The following is a 16,224-nucleotide window of genomic DNA, read 5'->3' on the forward strand; positions in this document are numbered from 1 at the left end:
AAGTTTATACGACACATGTTCACATGGTGTTTCGGCTAGCCGTCGTGAGTATTTCCCGCAAGAGGAAATCCGGGCCCTGTCCAGGGGGGATTTCGGGGATTCTGTGCCGGGTCCGCGCGCGTCACCTCGTATGACATCCCGGGCAGGGTAGGCCGGATCTCATCGGTGTTTATCACCAGCGGCATGCGGAAATACGGAGTTTTGTTCCTTGCCTACGGAATGTGCCAACGCGTGCGTACTGCCGAGCCTACCGGGTAGGCGGGTCCGACGGGGCGTTATCGATCACAATGGCTGGGCATCATCGACCGTGACCCGGGCGGCCGGCGCCCCGGGTGACCCGTGCCAGGAAGGACGCCGCGATGGGTGAGAAGGTCGTGGCCGACAGGTTCGCTCTCCCCGACCGGCAGCGCCACCGGGACAAGCTCCGGCAGTGCCTGGACGTGTTGGCGAGGCTGCTGGCGGAGAAGCGATTCGACCGTCCCCGGAACCTTGTGGGCCTGGAGATCGAGCTGAATCTCGCGGGACCCGACGGTATGCCGAGCATGGTGAACACCGAAGTGCTGAAACGTATCGCCAGCGGGGATTTCCAGACCGAGCTCGGCCGCTTCAACCTTGAGGTGAACATTGTTCCGCACCGGCTGTCCGGGCGGGTGCTCGATCAGCTCGCCGAGGAGTTGCGAACGGGATTGTCGTATGCCGACCGCAAAGCGATGGAGGTCGATTCCGGCATCGTGATGATCGGAATTCTGCCGACCCTCCGGGACGGTCATCTGGTCTCCGCGAACCTCTCCGAGGCCGACCGTTACTCGATGCTCAACGAACAGTTGCTGGCCGCCCGCGGGGAGCACTTCACCATCGAGATCGAGGGCGTGGAGCGGCTGACCTGCACCGCCGCCTCCATCGCCCCCGAAGCCGCCTGCACCTCCGTGCAGTTGCACCTCCAGGTCACGCCGAGGCGCTTCGCCGCCGTGTGGAACGCCGCGCAGGCCGTCGCGGCCGCGCAGATCGCCGTCGGCGCCAACTCCCCCTTCCTCTTCGGCCGGGAGCTGTGGCGCGAGTCCAGGCCGCCGCTGTTCGTCCAGTCCACCGACACCCGCCCGCCCGAGCTCAAGGCGCAGGGGGTGCGCCCGCGCACTTGGTTCGGCGAGCGCTGGATCGATTCGGCCTACGACCTGTTCGAGGAGAACCTCCGCTACTTCCCGCCCCTGCTGCCGCTCTCCGACGACGAGGACCCGGTGCGGGTGCTGGCCGAGGGCGGTGTGCCCGAGCTCTACGAACTCACCCTCCACAACGGCACGATCTACCGCTGGAACCGGCCGGTCTACGCGGTCGCCGACGGGGTGCCGCACCTGCGCGTGGAGAACCGCGTGCTACCCGCCGGCCCCACCATCACCGACGTCATGGCCAACACCGCCTTCTACTACGGGGTGGTCCGGGCGCTCGCGGAGGAGCCCCGGCCGGTCTGGACGCGGATGCCCTTCGGGGTCGCCGCGGACAACTTCGACACCGCGTGCCGCCACGGCATCGACGCCTGGCTGCGCTGGCCGAAGCCCGGCCGGGTCGGTGGGCTCACCCGGATGCCCGCCGTCCGGTTCGTACAGGAGGAGCTGCTGCCCCTGGCGGCCGCCGGGCTCGACGCGTGGGGGGTGGAGCCGGCCGACCGGGACCGCTACCTCGGGGTGATCGAGGAGCGCTGCCGGCGCCGGGTGAACGGAGCCTCCTGGCAGGTCGACACCTACCACCGGGCGCTGGAGCGGGGCCTGGACCGGGACAAGGCGCTCGCCGCGACGACGCGCCGCTACTGCGAGCTGATGCGGACGGGGGAGCCGGTGCACACCTGGCCGCCGGGGATCGCGGACTGACGCGGCCCCGGCCGGGAGGCCATGGACACGGCCCCCGCCGGGAGGCCATGGCGTCGCCGCGCGCGGGCGCGTCCCGCCGGTCGCCGCCCGGTCGTCGCGGCCCGGCGCCGGGGTCGCTCCGAGGCCCCGGCTGTCCCGCAACCGGGCCGTCGTCCCGAAGCCGTCGCGGCCGGGCGCCGAGGTCGTCCCGGAGCCCTCACTGTCCCGTACCGGGCCGTCGTTCTGCGGCCCCCGCCGTCCGGCGCCGTCCGGCGCGGGCGTACCCCCTGCCGCGCCGCCGCGCGGCCGTCGGGCAAGCTGTGACGACGGCCCGGCCTCCCGGGCGGGCCGGGGCACGCGAAGTGGAGGCGGTTGTGCGGCGGAACGCGCGGGACGAGGGCGGCATCCTGGCGGAGGCGCCGGCCGGGCCGCCGTCCGGCGCGGCGTCCCGGCGGCGCCTGCTGGGCTCCGAGACGCTGCTCGTCCTGGCGCTGTCGCTGGGGGCGAGCGCGGTGTCGTCGCTGATCAGTTTTGTCGGCGTGCTCACCAGGCCGGGCGGGCTCAAGGACCAGGCGGCGCGGCTCAACACCTCGCACGCCCCCGGCCGGCCGTGGCTGGACCTCTCCTGGCAGCTCTTCGGCATCGCGACCGCGCTGGTGCCCGTCCTGCTCGTGGCGCACCTGCTGCTGCGGGAGGACCCGTCCCGCGGTGGCCTGCGGACGCTCGGCCTCGACCGGTCGCGCCCCGGCTTCGACCTCACCCGGGGGACGGGCCTCGCGGCCGCGATCGGCGGTACGGGGCTGTTCTTCTACCTCGGGGCCCGCGCGGCCGGCTTCAACCTCACGGTGGTGCCGGAGTCGCTGCCCGACGTCTGGTGGAAGCTGCCGGTGCTGATCGCCTCGGCCCTCCAGAACGCGGTCCTGGAGGAGGTCGTGGTCGTCGGCTATCTGCTGCGCAGGCTGGGGCAGCTGGGCTGGACCCCGGCGGCGGCCCTGGCGGCGAGCGCCGTGCTGCGCGGTTCGTACCACCTGTACCAGGGGGTCGGCGGGTTCCTCGGGAACATGGCGATGGGCGTGCTGTTCGTGCTGCTCTACCGGCGGTGGGGGCGGGTGGGTCCGCTGGTCGCCGCGCACGCGCTGATCGACATCGTGGCCTTCGTGGGTTACGCGCTGCTCGCGGGCAAGGTGGGCTGGCTGCCCACGGCCTGACGCCGCGGCGCGCCCCGGGGAGCCCGTGGCACGGTCCCGGCGCCGCACGCCGGGCGAGCGGCGCGGCCCTGTGCGTCGGGTGAGCGGCCCGGCCTCGGCCGTCGGGCGGGTGGACGGACCCGGTCGGGGCCGCCTCACCCGGCCCGATCCGGCCCGGCCCCGCGCGTGGCGCGAGGCATCAGACGAGCAGGTCGCCCTCGATGACGGTGACGGCCCTGCCGGTGAGCAGTGTCCGGTCGCCGCGCAGTGAGGTGCGTACGAACCCGCCGCGGGCGGACGCCTGGAGTCCCGTCAGGTCGTCGCGGCCCAGGCGGGCGGACCAGAAGGGGGCCAGCGCGGTGTGCGCGCTGCCGGTGACCGGGTCCTCGTCGATCCCGACGTTGGGGAAGAAGCAGCGCGAGAGGTAGTCGTAGCCGTTCGCGGGGTCCTCGGCCGCGGCGGTGGCGATGACGCCGCGCCGGGAGTGCCGGGCGAGCGCCGGGATGTCGGGGTCCAGGGCGCGTACGGTCTTCTCGTCGGCCAGCTCGATCAGCAGGTCGCCGACGTGCGGGCTCGTGTCGTACGCGCCGAGGGGCTCGGCGCCGAGGGCGTCGGCGACCCCGTCGGGGACCGCGGCCGGTACGAGCTCCGAGGTGGGGAAGTCCAGTGTGACGGAGCCGTCCTGATGGGCGGTCGCGGTGAGGATCCCGCAGCGCGCGGCGAAGCGGACGGTGCCGGTGGCGGTGCCCGTGGTGTGCAGGACGTGCGCGGTGGCGAGCGTGGCGTGGCCGCACATGTCGACCTCGGTGGCCGGTGTGAACCAGCGCAGGGCCCAGTCCGCCTCCCCGCCGGCCGGGAGCCGGTGGGCGAACGCCGTCTCGGAGAGGTTGAGCTCGGCGGCGATCCGCTGGAGCCGGGTGTCGTCGGGGAACTCCTCGGTGTCGAGGAGCTGGACCCCGGCCTGGTTGCCGGCGAAGGGACGGTCGGTGAACGCGTCGACGATTCGAATCCGCATGCCCGGACCGTATCGGAGCGGGCAAAGCCGCAGGCCAGAGCCAATCTCCGGAATCTGGCCCGCAAGGCGTTGCCGAACGAGCGCTACCGATATATCGTTGATGTATCGCGACTGATCAAGAGTAGTGATCGAAGGAGTTCCGCGACACCGATCGACGAGAGGGGATGCGCCATGTGGCGTACACACACGCAGGGACACGAGCACCACGGCCGCGGCCGCCGCGGACCGGGCGATTTCGAGGGGCGCCGCGCGGCCTTCGGTCCGTTCGGGCCGGGCTTCGGCGGGCCGCCGTTCGGTGGACCACCGTTCGGCGGGCCCCGGGGCCGGGGGCGCGGCGGCCCGGGCGGCCGGGCGCGGCGCGGTGATGTCCGCGCCTCGATCCTGGCCCTGCTGAAGGACCGTCCGATGCACGGCTACGAGATGATCCAGGAGATCGCCGAGCGCAGTGGCGGCGCCTGGAAGCCCAGCCCGGGCTCGGTCTACCCCACGCTCCAGATGCTGGAGGACGAGGGCCTGATCGAGAGCGTGAGCGAGGGCGGCAAGAAGCTGTTCACCCTCACCGAGGCCGGCCGTGCCGAGGCCGACGCCGGCTCCGCCACCCCCTGGGAGGAGGTCGGCCGGGGGGCCGGCTGGGAGGGCGCCCAGGAGATCCGGCAGGCCGGCTTCCAGCTGCTGGAGGCCCTCGGCCAGGTCTGGAAGACGGGCAGCGAGGAGCAGCGCCGGAAGGCGCTCGACGTCATCAACGACTCGCGCAAGAAGCTCTACCTGATCCTGGCCGACGAGAGCTGAGCCGAGGCCCGTCCGCACGCCCGTCCGCACGGGCCCGGCCGACGGGCCGGGCCCGCCGGTGACGGCTCTCCGGAGTGCCGTCACCCCTGAGACAAATCCGCCCTCATCCTCCTCAAGGATGAGGGCGGAGCCCTGTGTGCCCAACTGTCGTCGGAGGCGCGAATGCTTCCCGCCGGGGATGACCGGACGGGTACGTGACTGATGGGGTGGGAGGGTGCAAAGCCGTACACGTGACATCGGACCGGCCGGCACCGCCTGTGAGGACCGGCTCAGCGTCGAGCTGGCCTCGGTGGTAGCGGGCGCCCGCAGGCGCGCCGTCCGCGACGGCGACCGGCAGGTCGACACCGCGCATCTGCTGCACACCCTCCTCGAGGCGGACCCCGAGACGCGCCGCGTCCTCGACGGCGGTACGGGCCGGGTCGTACGGCTGCTGGGCTATCTCGTCCAGCGCGCCATCGGCTACGGGCTGCGCTGGAGCGGCACGGCCGAGGACTCCGGGGCCCTGCCCGTCCTCGCCGACAGCCGGGCGCCCGGCTGGTCGCCGCCCGCCGCGGCCGCGCTGGAGCGGGCGTACGCCCGGGCCCGGGCGCGGGGTGCCGGCCGGGTGGCGGGCGTGGACCTGCTCGCCGCGCTCGCCCGGGACCGCGACTGCCGCGCCGCCGAGGTGCTGCGCCGGGCCGGGATCGACCCCGGGGCGCTGGCCACCGGCTTCGACGGCGCCCACGATCACGGGAGCGGCTCCGGTGGCGGCGGACACGGGCGCGCGGAGACCGCCCGGAGAACTGCCATGAGTGAAAGGGATGACGGTCCTGTCATCGGCTGACATGATGCTCCGATGCACGCGTCTGAGGTTTCCCGGGGGAGGAGCGTGGGACTGGGCCTGGCCCTGGTGTCCGCGCTGGCGTTCGGCGGGTCGGGTGTCGCGGCCAAGCCACTGATCCAGGCGGGTCTGGACCCGCTCCACGTCGTCTGGCTGAGGGTCGCCGGGGCCGCCCTGGTCATGCTGCCCGTCGCCTGGCGCCACCGCGCGCTGGTGACCCGGCGCCCCGGACTCCTCGCGGGCTTCGGCCTGTTGGCCGTCGCGGGCGTGCAGGCCTGCTACTTCGCCTCGATATCCCGCATACCCGTCGGCGTGGCCCTGCTGGTGGAGTACCTCGCCCCCGCGCTGGTGCTCGGCTGGGTGCGGTTCGTCCAGCGGCGCCCGGTGAGCCGGGCCGCGGCCGTGGGGGTCGTCCTCGCCGTCGGCGGCCTCGCCTGCGTGGTGGAGGTGTGGTCGGGGCTGAGCTTCGACGCCGTCGGCCTGCTGCTGGCCCTCGGCGCCGCCTGCTGCCAGGTGGGCTACTTCGTCCTCTCGGACCACGGCAGCGACGGCGAAGAGCCCGCGGACCCGGTCGGCGTCATCGCCTACGGGCTGCTGGTCGGCGCCCTCGTCCTCACCGCCGTCTCCCGCCCGTGGGGCATGGACTGGTCCGTGCTCGCGGGGAGCGCCGACATGGACGGCACCCGGCTGCCCGCCGCCCTGCTGCTCGGCTGGATCGTGCTGATCGCCACGGTGACCGCCTACGTCACCGGCGTCCTCTCCGTACGCCGGCTGTCGCCGCAGGTCGCCGGCGTCGTCGCCTGCCTGGAGGCCGTCATCGCGACGGTGCTCGCCTGGGTGCTGCTCGGCGAGACGCTCTCCACGCCGCAGATCGCCGGGGGTGCCGTGGTGCTCCTCGGTGCCTTCATCGCCCAGTCCTCGACGCCGAAGGCACCGGCCGAGGGGCCCGTGGAGGGCTCGGGGACGGCTCCGGAGGTACGGGGCGAGGGCCCGGCCGCGCCCGCCGAAAGGGAGTTGTCGGCCGGATCACCGCGCACGTAGGGTCCTGATCATGCCGATGACCGTTCTGCCGCCTCCCGCCGCCTAGCGCGGGCGGCCGCTCCCGGAGGACCGGGCCCGGGGTGAGGCCCCGGGCGGATCGCCGCTGCCCGCACGAGGGACACCAGGCCATCCACCACCTGTCTTCCGCGGGAGAACAGTCATGCCCGAAAACCTTCCCCACTCCGACGCGCCCTCGGCCGTGACCGGCATACCGGTCGGCCGGGGGCTGCTCTACGTCGCCGTGGCCGCCGCCTCCTGGGGCACCACCGGTGCCACCGCCGACCTGGTCATGGAGGCCGGCGGGCTCGGCCCCGTCGCGCTGACCTTCTGGCGCACGGCCGGCGGTCTTCTCCTGCTGCTGGCGGTACGGGCCCTGCGGCGGCGCGGCGCCGCCCGTACGGCCCGCCGGGCCCCGCGGGCCGCCGGGACGCTGCCGCGTGGGGCCGCGCGGATCCTCGTCACCGGCCTCGGTCTGACCGTCTTCCAGGTCGCCTACTTCGGGGCCGTGGACGGGACCGGCATCGCGGTCGGCACCGTGGTCACGCTCGGCGCCGCGCCCGTGCTCGTCGCGATCGGCGGCAGGCTCTTCATGGGGGAGCGGCTGGGCGGTGGCGGTGTGCTGGCGGTGGCCGGCGCCTTCACCGGCCTGTCCGTGCTGATGCTCGGCAACGACGGAACGGGCGCGGTGCGCCCGGTGGGGGTGGCGCTGGCGCTGCTCTCCGCCGCGGGCTACGCGGTCGTCACCCTCTACGCGCGCTCCCTCGAGCACCAGGGCCGGGCCGCCGACCCGTTCACCACGACGGTGTCGTCCTTCGTGGTGGGCACGGTGGCCCTGCTGCCGTTCGCCGCCGTCGAGGGCCTCTGGCCGCGGACGCGGGAACTCGGCCGCGTCCTGTGGCTGACGGGCTATCTGGTGACGGTGCCGACCGCGCTGGCCTACGGGCTGTTCTTCGCGGGACTCGTCGTCGTGCGGGCCACCACCGTCTCGGTGATCACCCTCCTGGAGCCGGTGACGGCCGCGGCCATCGCCGTGCTCCTGCTCGGTGAGCGGCTCACCGCCGCGACCGCGGCGGGCACCGCCGTCCTGCTGTGCGCCGTGGTGGCCCTGGCCGTCGCCGAGACGCGCGGCCGGGGTGCCCGTACGGCCGGGGTGGTGGCCGCCGGGGAGGGCTGAGGCGGCCGGGCGGCGGAGGACGGCCGTCGTACGCCGCCCCCGGCCGCCCGGAAACAACGACGGGCCGGTCACGGACGCTTCCGTGACCGGCCCGCCGAGGGCGGGGGCCTTACGGCCGTCCCGCACCGCCCGCCTTCGGCCTGCTCTGGGTGAGCGCCGCGCCCGCGAGCACGATCACGGCGCCGACCGGGGTGTTCCAGGAGAGGTCCTCGCCGAGCAGGGCCACTCCGGCCACGGTCGCGACGACCGGGATGAAGTACGTCGTCAGCGTCGCGGTCGTCGGCCCGACCTCGGCGACCAGCCCGTACTGCACGAGGAAGGCGAACCCGGTGCCGAGCGCGCCCAGGGCGAGGACCGCCAGCAGCGGCACGGCCGGGAAGGAGACCGGCAGCGGGCTGAACAGCGGGGCGACGACGGCGAGCTGGACCGTGCCGACGAGCAGCTGGCTCCCGGACGTGGCCAGGTGGGAGCAGCCGGTCGAGGACAGGTTGCGCCGGACGTAGATCCAGCCGACCGCGTAGCTGGCCGAGGCGACCAGCGCCATCAGCGTGCCCGCCGGGTCCTGGCCGGAGAAGCCCTGCCAGGCGCCGAGCACCGTGAGGACGCCGAGGAAGCCGATGCCGAGCCCGGCGACGCGGCGCCGGGTCGGCCGGTCCTCCGACAGCGCGACCAGTGAGAGCACCATGCCCCACAGCGGGGTCGTCGCGTTGCAGATGCCGGCGAGGGAGGAGGAGACGCGCAGCTCGGCGTAGGCGAAGAGGGTGAAGGGGAGCGAGTTGAGCAGGAAGGCCGCGACGGCCAGGTGACCCCAGACGCGCGGGCCGGACGGGAGCCGCTCCCGCTTGACGGCGACCACCGCGAGCAGCACCGCCGTGCCGAAGACCATGCGGCCGAGCGAGACGTACAGCGGCGCGAAGCCGTCGGTGCCGAGCTTGATGAAGAGGAAGCTGCAACCCCAGATGAGGGCGAGCGCGCCGAACCGGATCCGCCAGTCGACGCCGGACCCCTTCCGCCGGGCCGGGGGAGGGCCGGAGGGCTGCGCGGACGGGCTGGACGGCGGGGTTCCGGCGGAGGTTCCGGCAGGGGTGGCGGCGGGGCTCGTGGTGCTCATGGGCACCAGAATGACGATCGAAACCCATTAGAACAAGCAAATAATTGTAGGGTCCATCGCGTAGCATCGCTTATATGAACCTGGATCGTCTGCGGACCCTCAACGCCGTCGCCCGTCATGGCTCCGTCAGCGCCGCCGCCGACGGGCTCCATGTGACGACCTCCGCCGTCTCCCAGCAGCTCGCCAAGCTGGAGCGGGAGACCGGCCAGCAACTGCTGGCGAAGCAGGGCCGCGGCGTGCGTCTCACCGACGCCGGACGGCTGCTCGCCGACCACGCCTCCCGGATCCTCTCCCAGGTCGAGCTGGCCCAGGCCGATCTGGAGGCGCAGCGCGGGCAGGCCGTCGGCGAGCTGCTGCTCGGCGCCTTCCCCACCGCCGCCCGCGGCCTCTTCCCCGCCGCGCTCGCCGAGCTGCGCACCGCGCACCCCCAGCTGCGCGCCCGGCTGGAGGAGATGGAGCCGGACGAGGCCGTGCCGCGCGTGGTGCGCGGTGACATCGACCTCGCCGTCGTCCTCGACTGGTACAACAAGCCGCTGCCCATGCCGGACGGCCTCGCCAAGGCGCCGATCCTCGACGACCCGGCCGATGTGGCGATGCCCGCCGGTCACCGGCTCGCCGACCGCGCGGAGGTGGACCTGGAGGAGTTCGCCGACGACGAGTGGGTCTCCTGGCCGCGCGGCGAGTTCTGCCACGACTGGCTGATGCTCACCCTGCGCGGCAAGGGCATCGAGCCCCGCATCTCCCATATGGCCGAGGAGCACCACACCCAGCTCGCCCTGATCGCCGCCGGGCTCGGCGTCGCCGTCGCGCCCCGGCTGGGGCGGGGCCCGGTGCCGGACGGGGTGCGCGTGGTGCCCGTACGGCACACGATGCGCCGCCACGTCTACGCGATCTGGCGCGCGGACGCCGACCGCCGCCCGTCGATCCGTGCGGCGGTGGACGTGCTGCGCGCGGCGGGCGCCAGGATCTCCGGCGACTCCGCGGAGGCCTGAGGGATCCCGGCCGGTCCCGGGCCGCCCTCGGGCGTACGGGGCCTACCCCCGCCCCGGCGCCGCCAGTTTGCGGAAGTCCCAGGAGACGGTCGTCTCCGGTGTCAGGCGCAGCCAGGCGTGACGGCCGTCGTGCGGCATCGCGGCCGCGCCGAAGTACTTGGCCGCGAACAGCGCCTCCGGGGCGTCGAGTTCCGCGCACGGCCCGCCCCTGCGCGGCACCTCGCCGACGCGCTCGGCGGTGCCGGACAGCTCCACGCCGCGGAGCTCCCCGTACTCCCGGCCGTCGTCGACCACCACCGCGATCCGCGCGTCGCCCCGCAGGTCGGCCCACCGCCGGCTGCGCACGAGGGAGTAGAGCCACAGGGACCGGCCGTCCCAGACGAACCACAGGGCGCCGGCGTGCGGCCGGCCGTCCCGGCCCACGGTCGCCACCCGGCAGGTGCGCCGCTCCGAGAGGAAGGCGTCGAGCTCGGCCGGCGTCATCATGATCCGGCGGCCCCGCCGCTGGGTGGCGGCCATCTCCGCACCTCCCGCTGATCCCTGTGTATCTGACTGTCCGTCAGGAAAGGATGGGGCCTCTTCCGGCGCCGCGCAATCCCCGCTAGCCTCACGCGGCCGAGCACCGATCCCGCGCCCCCGACGAGGGAGCCATGCCCCCGCCACCCGACCCTTTCGCCGACCCCCTCCCCACCTCGTACGCCGACCCGCGCGCCGAGCCGCCCGACCCCGCCACCACCGTCCTGCTCACCGTCGAATGCCAGGAGGGCGTCGTCGGCACCGACAGCGCCCTGCCCGAACTCGCCGCCGCCGCGCGTACCTCCGGCGCCCTGGTCAATGTGGCCCGGCTGGTCGCCGGCGCGCACGCCGCCGGGGTCCAGGTCGTGCACGCCGTCGCCGAGCGCCGCCCCGACGGCCGCGGCGCCGGGCGCAACGCCCGCCTCTTCCGCGCCGCCGAGCGGCTGCCGGTGCGCCAGCTGGCCGGTACCAAGGCCGTCCGGGTCGCCGAGCCCGTCCCGGTCGCCGACGCCGACCTCGTCGTACGGCGGCTGCACGGCCTCTCGCCGCTCGCCGGCACCGGCCTGGACGCCCTGCTGCGCAACCTCGGCTGCCGCACCCTCGTCGTCACCGGGGTCTCGGCGAACGTGGCCGTCCCCAACGCCGTCTTCGACGCCGTGAACCTCGGCTACACGGCGGTCGTCCCCGCCGACGCCATCGCCGGGGTGCCCGCCGACTACACCGCGGCGATGATCCGGCACACCCTCGCCCTCGTCGCGACGGTCACCACGGCGGACGCCGTACTGCGCGGCTGGCGGCGCCCGCGCCGGACGCGCTGAGCCCGCGCCGCCCCGGCGGGGCACGGTGACGCCGGGCCGGGGCGGCGCGCCCGGTGCCGGGGGGCCCGGTCCACCGCTATAGCCTGGGGCAATGCTCCCCGAAGTCACCGCCACCCGGTATGTCACGCCCTTGCGTGAGGGTGGCTCGCTCCCCGGCATCGTCGAGGCCGACGATCTCGGCACCTACGTCATGAAGTTCACCGGCGCCGGGCAGGGCCGCAAGACCCTCGTCGCCGAGGTCATCTGCGGACAGCTCGGCCGGGCCCTGGGCCTGCGCGTCCCGGACCTCGCCCGGATCCAGCTCGACCCGGTCATCGGCCGGGGCGAGCCGGACCAGGAGGTGCAGGGGCTGCTCAAGGCCAGCGGCGGGCTCAACCTCGCCATGGACTTCCTGCCCGGCGCGCTCGGCTTCGACCCCCTGGCCTTCGAGACCGACGCGGCCGAGGCCGGCCGCGTCGTCTGGTTCGACGCGCTGATCAACAACGTCGACCGGTCCTGGCGCAACCCCAATCTCCTGGTGTGGCACGGACGGCTGTGGCTCATCGACCACGGCGCGACGATGATCTGGCACCACAACTGGCCCTCCGCCGGCGCCGCGGCCGGCAAGTCCTACGACGCCTCCGACCATGTCCTGGCCTCCTTCGCGCCGGACGTCGCCGGAGCGGCCGCCGCCCTCGCCCCGCTGGTCACCGAGGAACTGCTGACCCGGGTCGCCGCCGACGTGCCCGACGAGTGGCTCGTGGACGAACCGGGCTTCGACGGCCCGGACGCGCTGCGCCGGGCCTATGTCGAGGTGCTGCTGGAGCGCGCCGCGACCATCGGCGACCGCGTGGTCCTCGGTGAACGAAGCAAGGACAAGCCCTCGCAGGCGCCGGAGTGGGTGCGTGTCAGGCTCGACGGAAAGGCCGGCAAGTGACCGGGCGCCACAACGGACGCGACGTCTTCGAATACGCCCTGCTGCGCGTGGTGCCGCGCGTGGAGCGGGGTGAGCAGATCAACGCCGGGGTCGTCGTCTACTGCCAGGCGAAGTCCTACGTCGCCGCCCGCGTCCACCTGGACGAGGCGCGGCTGCTGGCCCTCGACCCGACCGCGGACGTCGCGGGCGTACGGGCCGCGCTGGGCGCCGTGGAGGGCGTCTGCCTCGGCGGGGAGCGGGCCGGGCAGGCCGCCGAGGACGCCCCGGGGCGCCGCTTCCGTTGGCTGATCGCCCCGCGTTCCACGATCGTCCAGCCGGGTCCGGTGCACACCGGGCTGACCGCGGACGCCGAGAGCGAACCGGAGCGTCTCCTCGACCTGCTGGTGCGGTGAGGGCCCCGGGCCGCGCCCGAGGGCGCGGCCCGAGGCGTTGACAGGGGGTGGCGGGGCTTCTAGCGTCTGATCCACTAGCTACTAAGCGGTTGCTCACCTGCTCGGCCGGGGTGTCGCCGCTGGAGCCGAGCCCGACGTCGACGCCGACGTCTCCGAGGTGAGGAGAGCCCCGCATGTCCACCACCGAGCAGCGCGTAGCCGTCGTGACGGGCGCGGCCCGTGGCATCGGCGCCGCGACCGCCGTCCGCCTGGCCGGGGAGGGCCGCGCGGTCGCCGTCCTCGACCTCGACGAGGCGGCCTGCGCGGGCACCGTGGAGAAGATCACGGCGGCGGGCGGCACGGCCCTCGCCGTCGGCTGCGACGTCTCGGACTCCGCACAGGTCGAGGCCGCCGTCGCCCGGATCGCGGCCGAGCTGGGCGCGCCGGTCATCCTCGTCAACAACGCCGGGGTGCTCCGCGACAACCTGCTGTTCAAGATGAGCGACGACGACTGGGACACCGTCCTGAGCGTGCATCTGCGGGGCGCCTTCCTGATGTCGCGGGCCTGCCAGAAGCACATGGTCGACGCGGGCTTCGGCCGGATCGTCAACCTCTCCAGCAGCTCCGCCCTCGGCAACCGCGGCCAGGCCAACTACGCCGCCGCCAAGGCCGGAATGCAGGGTCTCACCAAGACCCTCGCCAAGGAGCTCGGCAAGTTCGGCGTCACCGCCAACTCCGTCGCCCCCGGCTTCATCGCCACCGACATGACCGCCGCCACCGCCGCCCGCGTCGGCATGGGCTTCGAGGACTTCAAGGCCGCCGCCGCGAGCCAGATCCCGGTCCAGCGCGTCGGCGAGCCCGAGGACATCGCCAACGCCGTCGCCTTCTTCGCCGCCGACCAGGCCGGCTTCGTCTCCGGCCAGGTGCTGTACGTGGCCGGCGGACCGCTCAACTGACGGGGAGGGAAGAGGACATGACCGCACCGGACAGCGGGAAGGTCGCCCTCGTCACGGGCGCCAGCCGCGGCATCGGATACGGCATCGCCGAGGCGCTCGTCGCCCGCGGCGACCGCGTCGTCATCACCGGACGGGACGAGGAGAGCCTGGAGCGGGCGGCCGAGACCCTGTCGGCGGGCCGCCCCGGCCGGGTGCTCGGGGTGCCCGGCAAGGCCCACGACGAGGCCCACCAGGCCGCCGCCGTGGAGCGTGCGATGGACGCCTTCGGACGGATCGACCACCTCGTCAACAACGCCGGGACGAACCCCGTGTTCGGCCCGATCGCCGAGCTCGACCTGGCCGTCGCCCGTAAGGTCTTCGAGACCAATGTGATCTCCGCGCTCGGCTTCGCCCAGCGGACCTGGCGGGCGTGGCAGAAGGAGAACGGCGGGGCGATCGTCAACATCGCGTCCGTCGCCGGGCTCGGCGCGTCGCCCTTCGTCGGCGCCTACGGCATCAGCAAGGCCGCCATGGTCAACCTCTCGCTCCAGCTCGCCCACGAGATGGCCCCGGGCGTCCGCGTCAACTCCATCGCGCCCGCCGTCGTGAAGACGAAGTTCGCCGCCGCCCTCTACGAGGGGCGCGAGGCGGAGGTCGTCGCGTCGTACCCGCTCGGCAGGCTCGGGGTGCCCGAGGACATCGGGGGAGCGGCCGCTTTCCTGCTCTCCGACGCGGCCGCCTGGATCACCGGGCAGACGCTGGTGGTGGACGGGGGGATCTTCCTCAACGCGGGCTTCTGAGACGGGGCGGCGGGCGATGTCAGTGGCCGCCGGTAAGTTCTCCGGTGTAAACGGATCGAACCCCGGAGGTTGTCGACGTGACCGTCACCGACACGCTGCCCGAGTCCTGGCGCGGAGTCCTCGGCGAGGAGCTGGAGAAGCCCTATTTCAAGGAGCTCACCGACTTCGTCGAGGAGGAGCGGGCGAACGCTCCGGTGTACCCGCCGCGCGGTGAGGTCTTCGCCGCGCTGGAGGCCACGCCGTACGAGCGGGTGAAGGTCCTCGTCCTCGGACAGGACCCCTACCACGGGGCGGGCCAGGGGCACGGTCTCTGCTTCTCGGTCCGGCCCGGCGTCCGGACCCCGCCCTCCCTGCGCAACATCTACAAGGAGATGCGCGAGGAGCTCGGCTACGAGGTGCCGGACAACGGCTTCCTCATGCCGTGGGCCGAGCAGGGCGTCCTGCTGCTCAACGCCGTGCTCACGGTCCGGGGCGGCGAGCCCAACTCCCACAAGGGCAAGGGCTGGGAGAAGTTCACCGACGCGGTCATCCGCGCCGTGGCCTCCCGCCCCGACCCGGCCGTCTTCGTGCTGTGGGGCAACTACGCCCAGAAGAAGCTGCCCCTGATCGACGAGGCGCGCCACACGGTCGTCAAGGGCGCGCACCCGTCGCCCCTGTCGGCCAAGAAGTTCTTCGGCAGCCGCCCCTTCACCCAGATCAACGAGGCGGTCGCGGCCCAGGGCCACGAGCCGATCGACTGGCGCATCCCGGACCTGGCGGTCTGAGCCCGGCCCGCGCGTGAGGGTGTACGGGCGCGGGCGCGGCGCCTGCCCGGCTCAGTGCCCGTACACCTGGCCGCAGATGCGGTTGGCGTCGTCGCCCTGCTGCCAGCGGCCGTAGTCGCGGCCCATGGCGCACACATTGCCGCCGCCCTTGGCCGGAGCCGGGGCGGGGGCGGGCGCCTCCTTGCGGGGTTCGGAGGCGAGGCCGCTCGCGGGCGGGTCCGAGCGCTGCTGGGGGGCGGGGGTGTCCTGGCGCGGCGTGGACCGGTCGGGGGAGGCCGCCTGGTGGCCCGCGTCCCGGGAGGGTCCGGACGAGCCCGGTCCCGAGGGGGACGAGGAGCTCCGGCCGGACGAGCGGCCGGAGGGGCCCGTGGAGCCGGCCGGTCCGGAAGGCCCGGCCGGTCCGGAAGCGCCGGACGAGCCGGAGGGGCCTGAGCGGGCCGGGTGGTTCGAGCGGCCGGAGGGGCCGGCGGAGCCGGAGGGGATGGAGGGGATGGAGGGGCTCGACGAACCGAACGGGCCGGACGGATCGGAGGGACCGGCCGGGCCCGACGGATTCCAGAACCTCTCCAGGTTCCGGGGGCCCCCGGGGCGCGAGGGGTCGGACGGGTCCCAGAACGTCGGCGCGCCCAGGAGGCCCGGATCGCCGTCGCGTCCGTCGGCTCCGTCCCGCCCACCGCGGAGGCCGCCGCCCGGGCCGTCCGGTCCCGTCGTGACCAGTGCCTCGCGGGCCGGCCCCTGGCCGACGCGGGGAGGGGTGCCCGACCACCGCGACGAGCCAGCAGGGGCGTGGGTGGCGGTGTGCGGGGACACGGATACGCAGCCGGCGGAGGCGACGATCGTGAGCACCGTCAGGGCTGCCGCGGCGGGGATTCGATGCATTCGCTCAACTCTGCTGCCCTGGTGAGTGGCTTGGGAATGCCCCGTAGGGGTGACGTGTGATCATCCGCCCGCCGCGCGGGGCGTTTTCCCCGGCCCCGCCCCTTCCCGAATCCGGGGAGATCCCCGGGCCCCCGATTCCGCGCTTCGCGCGGTGGCCTCAATCGCCGACCGGGCTGGATTTCGCCCCTGTCCGAAGTTGCCTTTCCAGCCCGGTTCCGGGCGACGACTCAGCCCGTCCGGCGATCGAGGACCGGG

The 16,224-nt window shown here is 74.0% G+C and carries 17 protein-coding genes; 13 read left to right on the plus strand and 4 right to left on the minus strand.

Annotated elements, in window-relative coordinates:
* Positions 1-359 precede the first annotated feature (359 nt).
* Together LUZ64_RS34520 and LUZ64_RS34525 are read left to right on the plus strand one after the other, a co-directional pair.
* The gene (locus tag LUZ64_RS34520; RefSeq protein WP_095583814.1) at positions 360-1,862 is read left to right on the plus strand and encodes a glutamate-cysteine ligase family protein; all 1,503 of its coding nucleotides are present in this window, start codon (positions 360-362) and stop codon (positions 1,860-1,862) included.
* Between the two features lie 383 nt (positions 1,863-2,245).
* Positions 2,246-3,049 (plus strand): CPBP family intramembrane glutamic endopeptidase, encoded by an 804-nt coding sequence (locus LUZ64_RS34525; RefSeq protein WP_095583825.1) that lies wholly within the window; start codon positions 2,246-2,248, stop codon positions 3,047-3,049.
* Positions 3,050-3,227: 178 nt separating this feature from the next.
* On the opposite strand, the gene LUZ64_RS34530 is transcribed toward LUZ64_RS34525, so the two are convergent.
* Positions 3,228-4,043, minus strand: a complete 816-nt coding sequence (locus tag LUZ64_RS34530) for a PhzF family phenazine biosynthesis protein (RefSeq protein WP_095583815.1) — start codon at positions 4,041-4,043, stop codon at positions 3,228-3,230.
* A gap of 171 nt (positions 4,044-4,214) precedes the next feature.
* On the opposite strand from LUZ64_RS34530, the gene LUZ64_RS34535 reads away from it, so the two are divergent.
* The 4 genes from LUZ64_RS34535 (at position 4,215) to LUZ64_RS34550 (ending at position 7,867) form a co-directional block, all read left to right on the plus strand.
* Positions 4,215-4,832 carry a PadR family transcriptional regulator gene (locus tag LUZ64_RS34535; protein ID WP_095583816.1) on the plus strand — a complete coding sequence of 206 codons (618 nt, stop codon included), beginning with the start codon at positions 4,215-4,217 and terminating at the stop codon, positions 4,830-4,832.
* 214 nt (positions 4,833-5,046) lie between these two features.
* Complete coding sequence (locus tag LUZ64_RS34540; RefSeq protein WP_095583817.1) at positions 5,047-5,655, plus strand: Clp protease N-terminal domain-containing protein; 609 nt, start codon at positions 5,047-5,049, stop codon at positions 5,653-5,655.
* A 12-nt stretch (positions 5,656-5,667) separates the two neighbouring features.
* Positions 5,668-6,693, plus strand: a complete 1,026-nt coding sequence (locus LUZ64_RS34545; protein WP_095583818.1) for an EamA family transporter — start codon at positions 5,668-5,670, stop codon at positions 6,691-6,693.
* Positions 6,694-6,853: 160 nt separating this feature from the next.
* Positions 6,854-7,867 carry a DMT family transporter gene (locus tag LUZ64_RS34550; RefSeq protein WP_095583819.1) on the plus strand — a complete coding sequence of 338 codons (1,014 nt, stop codon included), beginning with the start codon at positions 6,854-6,856 and terminating at the stop codon, positions 7,865-7,867.
* A gap of 109 nt (positions 7,868-7,976) precedes the next feature.
* Here the strand turns inward: LUZ64_RS34550 and LUZ64_RS34555 are convergent, their stop codons facing one another.
* Positions 7,977-8,978: a DMT family transporter gene (locus LUZ64_RS34555; protein ID WP_232390592.1), complete on the minus strand. Its 1,002-nt coding sequence runs from the start codon at positions 8,976-8,978 to the stop codon at positions 7,977-7,979.
* Positions 8,979-9,052: 74 nt separating this feature from the next.
* On the opposite strand from LUZ64_RS34555, the gene LUZ64_RS34560 reads away from it, so the two are divergent.
* Positions 9,053-9,970: a LysR family transcriptional regulator gene (locus LUZ64_RS34560; RefSeq protein ID WP_095583821.1), complete on the plus strand. Its 918-nt coding sequence runs from the start codon at positions 9,053-9,055 to the stop codon at positions 9,968-9,970.
* A gap of 42 nt (positions 9,971-10,012) precedes the next feature.
* Here LUZ64_RS34560 and LUZ64_RS34565 read toward each other — a convergent pair whose 3' ends face one another.
* Positions 10,013-10,489 (minus strand): pyridoxamine 5'-phosphate oxidase family protein, encoded by a 477-nt coding sequence (locus LUZ64_RS34565; protein WP_095583822.1) that lies wholly within the window; start codon positions 10,487-10,489, stop codon positions 10,013-10,015.
* Between the two features lie 131 nt (positions 10,490-10,620).
* Between LUZ64_RS34565 and LUZ64_RS34570 the strand changes: the two genes are divergently transcribed.
* The 6 genes from LUZ64_RS34570 (at position 10,621) to LUZ64_RS34595 (ending at position 15,090) form a co-directional block, all read left to right on the plus strand.
* Entirely contained in the window at positions 10,621-11,304 is a 684-nt protein-coding gene (locus LUZ64_RS34570; protein ID WP_232390593.1) for a cysteine hydrolase family protein, read from the plus strand.
* A 91-nt stretch (positions 11,305-11,395) separates the two neighbouring features.
* Positions 11,396-12,220 carry a HipA family kinase gene (locus LUZ64_RS34575; protein WP_095583361.1) on the plus strand — a complete coding sequence of 275 codons (825 nt, stop codon included), beginning with the start codon at positions 11,396-11,398 and terminating at the stop codon, positions 12,218-12,220.
* The gene (locus LUZ64_RS34580) at positions 12,217-12,612 is read left to right on the plus strand and encodes a DUF3037 domain-containing protein (RefSeq protein ID WP_095583362.1); all 396 of its coding nucleotides are present in this window, start codon (positions 12,217-12,219) and stop codon (positions 12,610-12,612) included. The genes LUZ64_RS34575 and LUZ64_RS34580 overlap by 4 nt, the downstream gene beginning before the upstream one ends.
* Positions 12,613-12,785: 173 nt before the next feature.
* Complete coding sequence (fabG, locus tag LUZ64_RS34585) at positions 12,786-13,547, plus strand: 3-oxoacyl-ACP reductase FabG (RefSeq protein WP_095583363.1); 762 nt, start codon at positions 12,786-12,788, stop codon at positions 13,545-13,547.
* 17 nt (positions 13,548-13,564) lie between these two features.
* Positions 13,565-14,326, plus strand: a complete 762-nt coding sequence (locus tag LUZ64_RS34590; RefSeq protein ID WP_095583364.1) for an SDR family oxidoreductase — start codon at positions 13,565-13,567, stop codon at positions 14,324-14,326.
* A 77-nt stretch (positions 14,327-14,403) separates the two neighbouring features.
* On the plus strand, positions 14,404-15,090 hold the full coding sequence (locus tag LUZ64_RS34595; protein ID WP_095583365.1) for a uracil-DNA glycosylase: 687 nt from the start codon (positions 14,404-14,406) through the stop codon (positions 15,088-15,090).
* 51 nt (positions 15,091-15,141) lie between these two features.
* Here the strand turns inward: LUZ64_RS34595 and LUZ64_RS34600 are convergent, their stop codons facing one another.
* A complete protein-coding gene (locus LUZ64_RS34600; protein WP_232390594.1) occupies positions 15,142-15,969 on the minus strand; it encodes a hypothetical protein in 828 nt (275 codons plus the stop codon).
* Between the last annotated feature and the right edge of the window lie 255 nt (positions 15,970-16,224).

The organism is Streptomyces albireticuli, assembly GCF_021228125.1.
Lineage (GTDB): Bacteria > Actinomycetota > Actinomycetes > Streptomycetales > Streptomycetaceae > Streptomyces > Streptomyces albireticuli.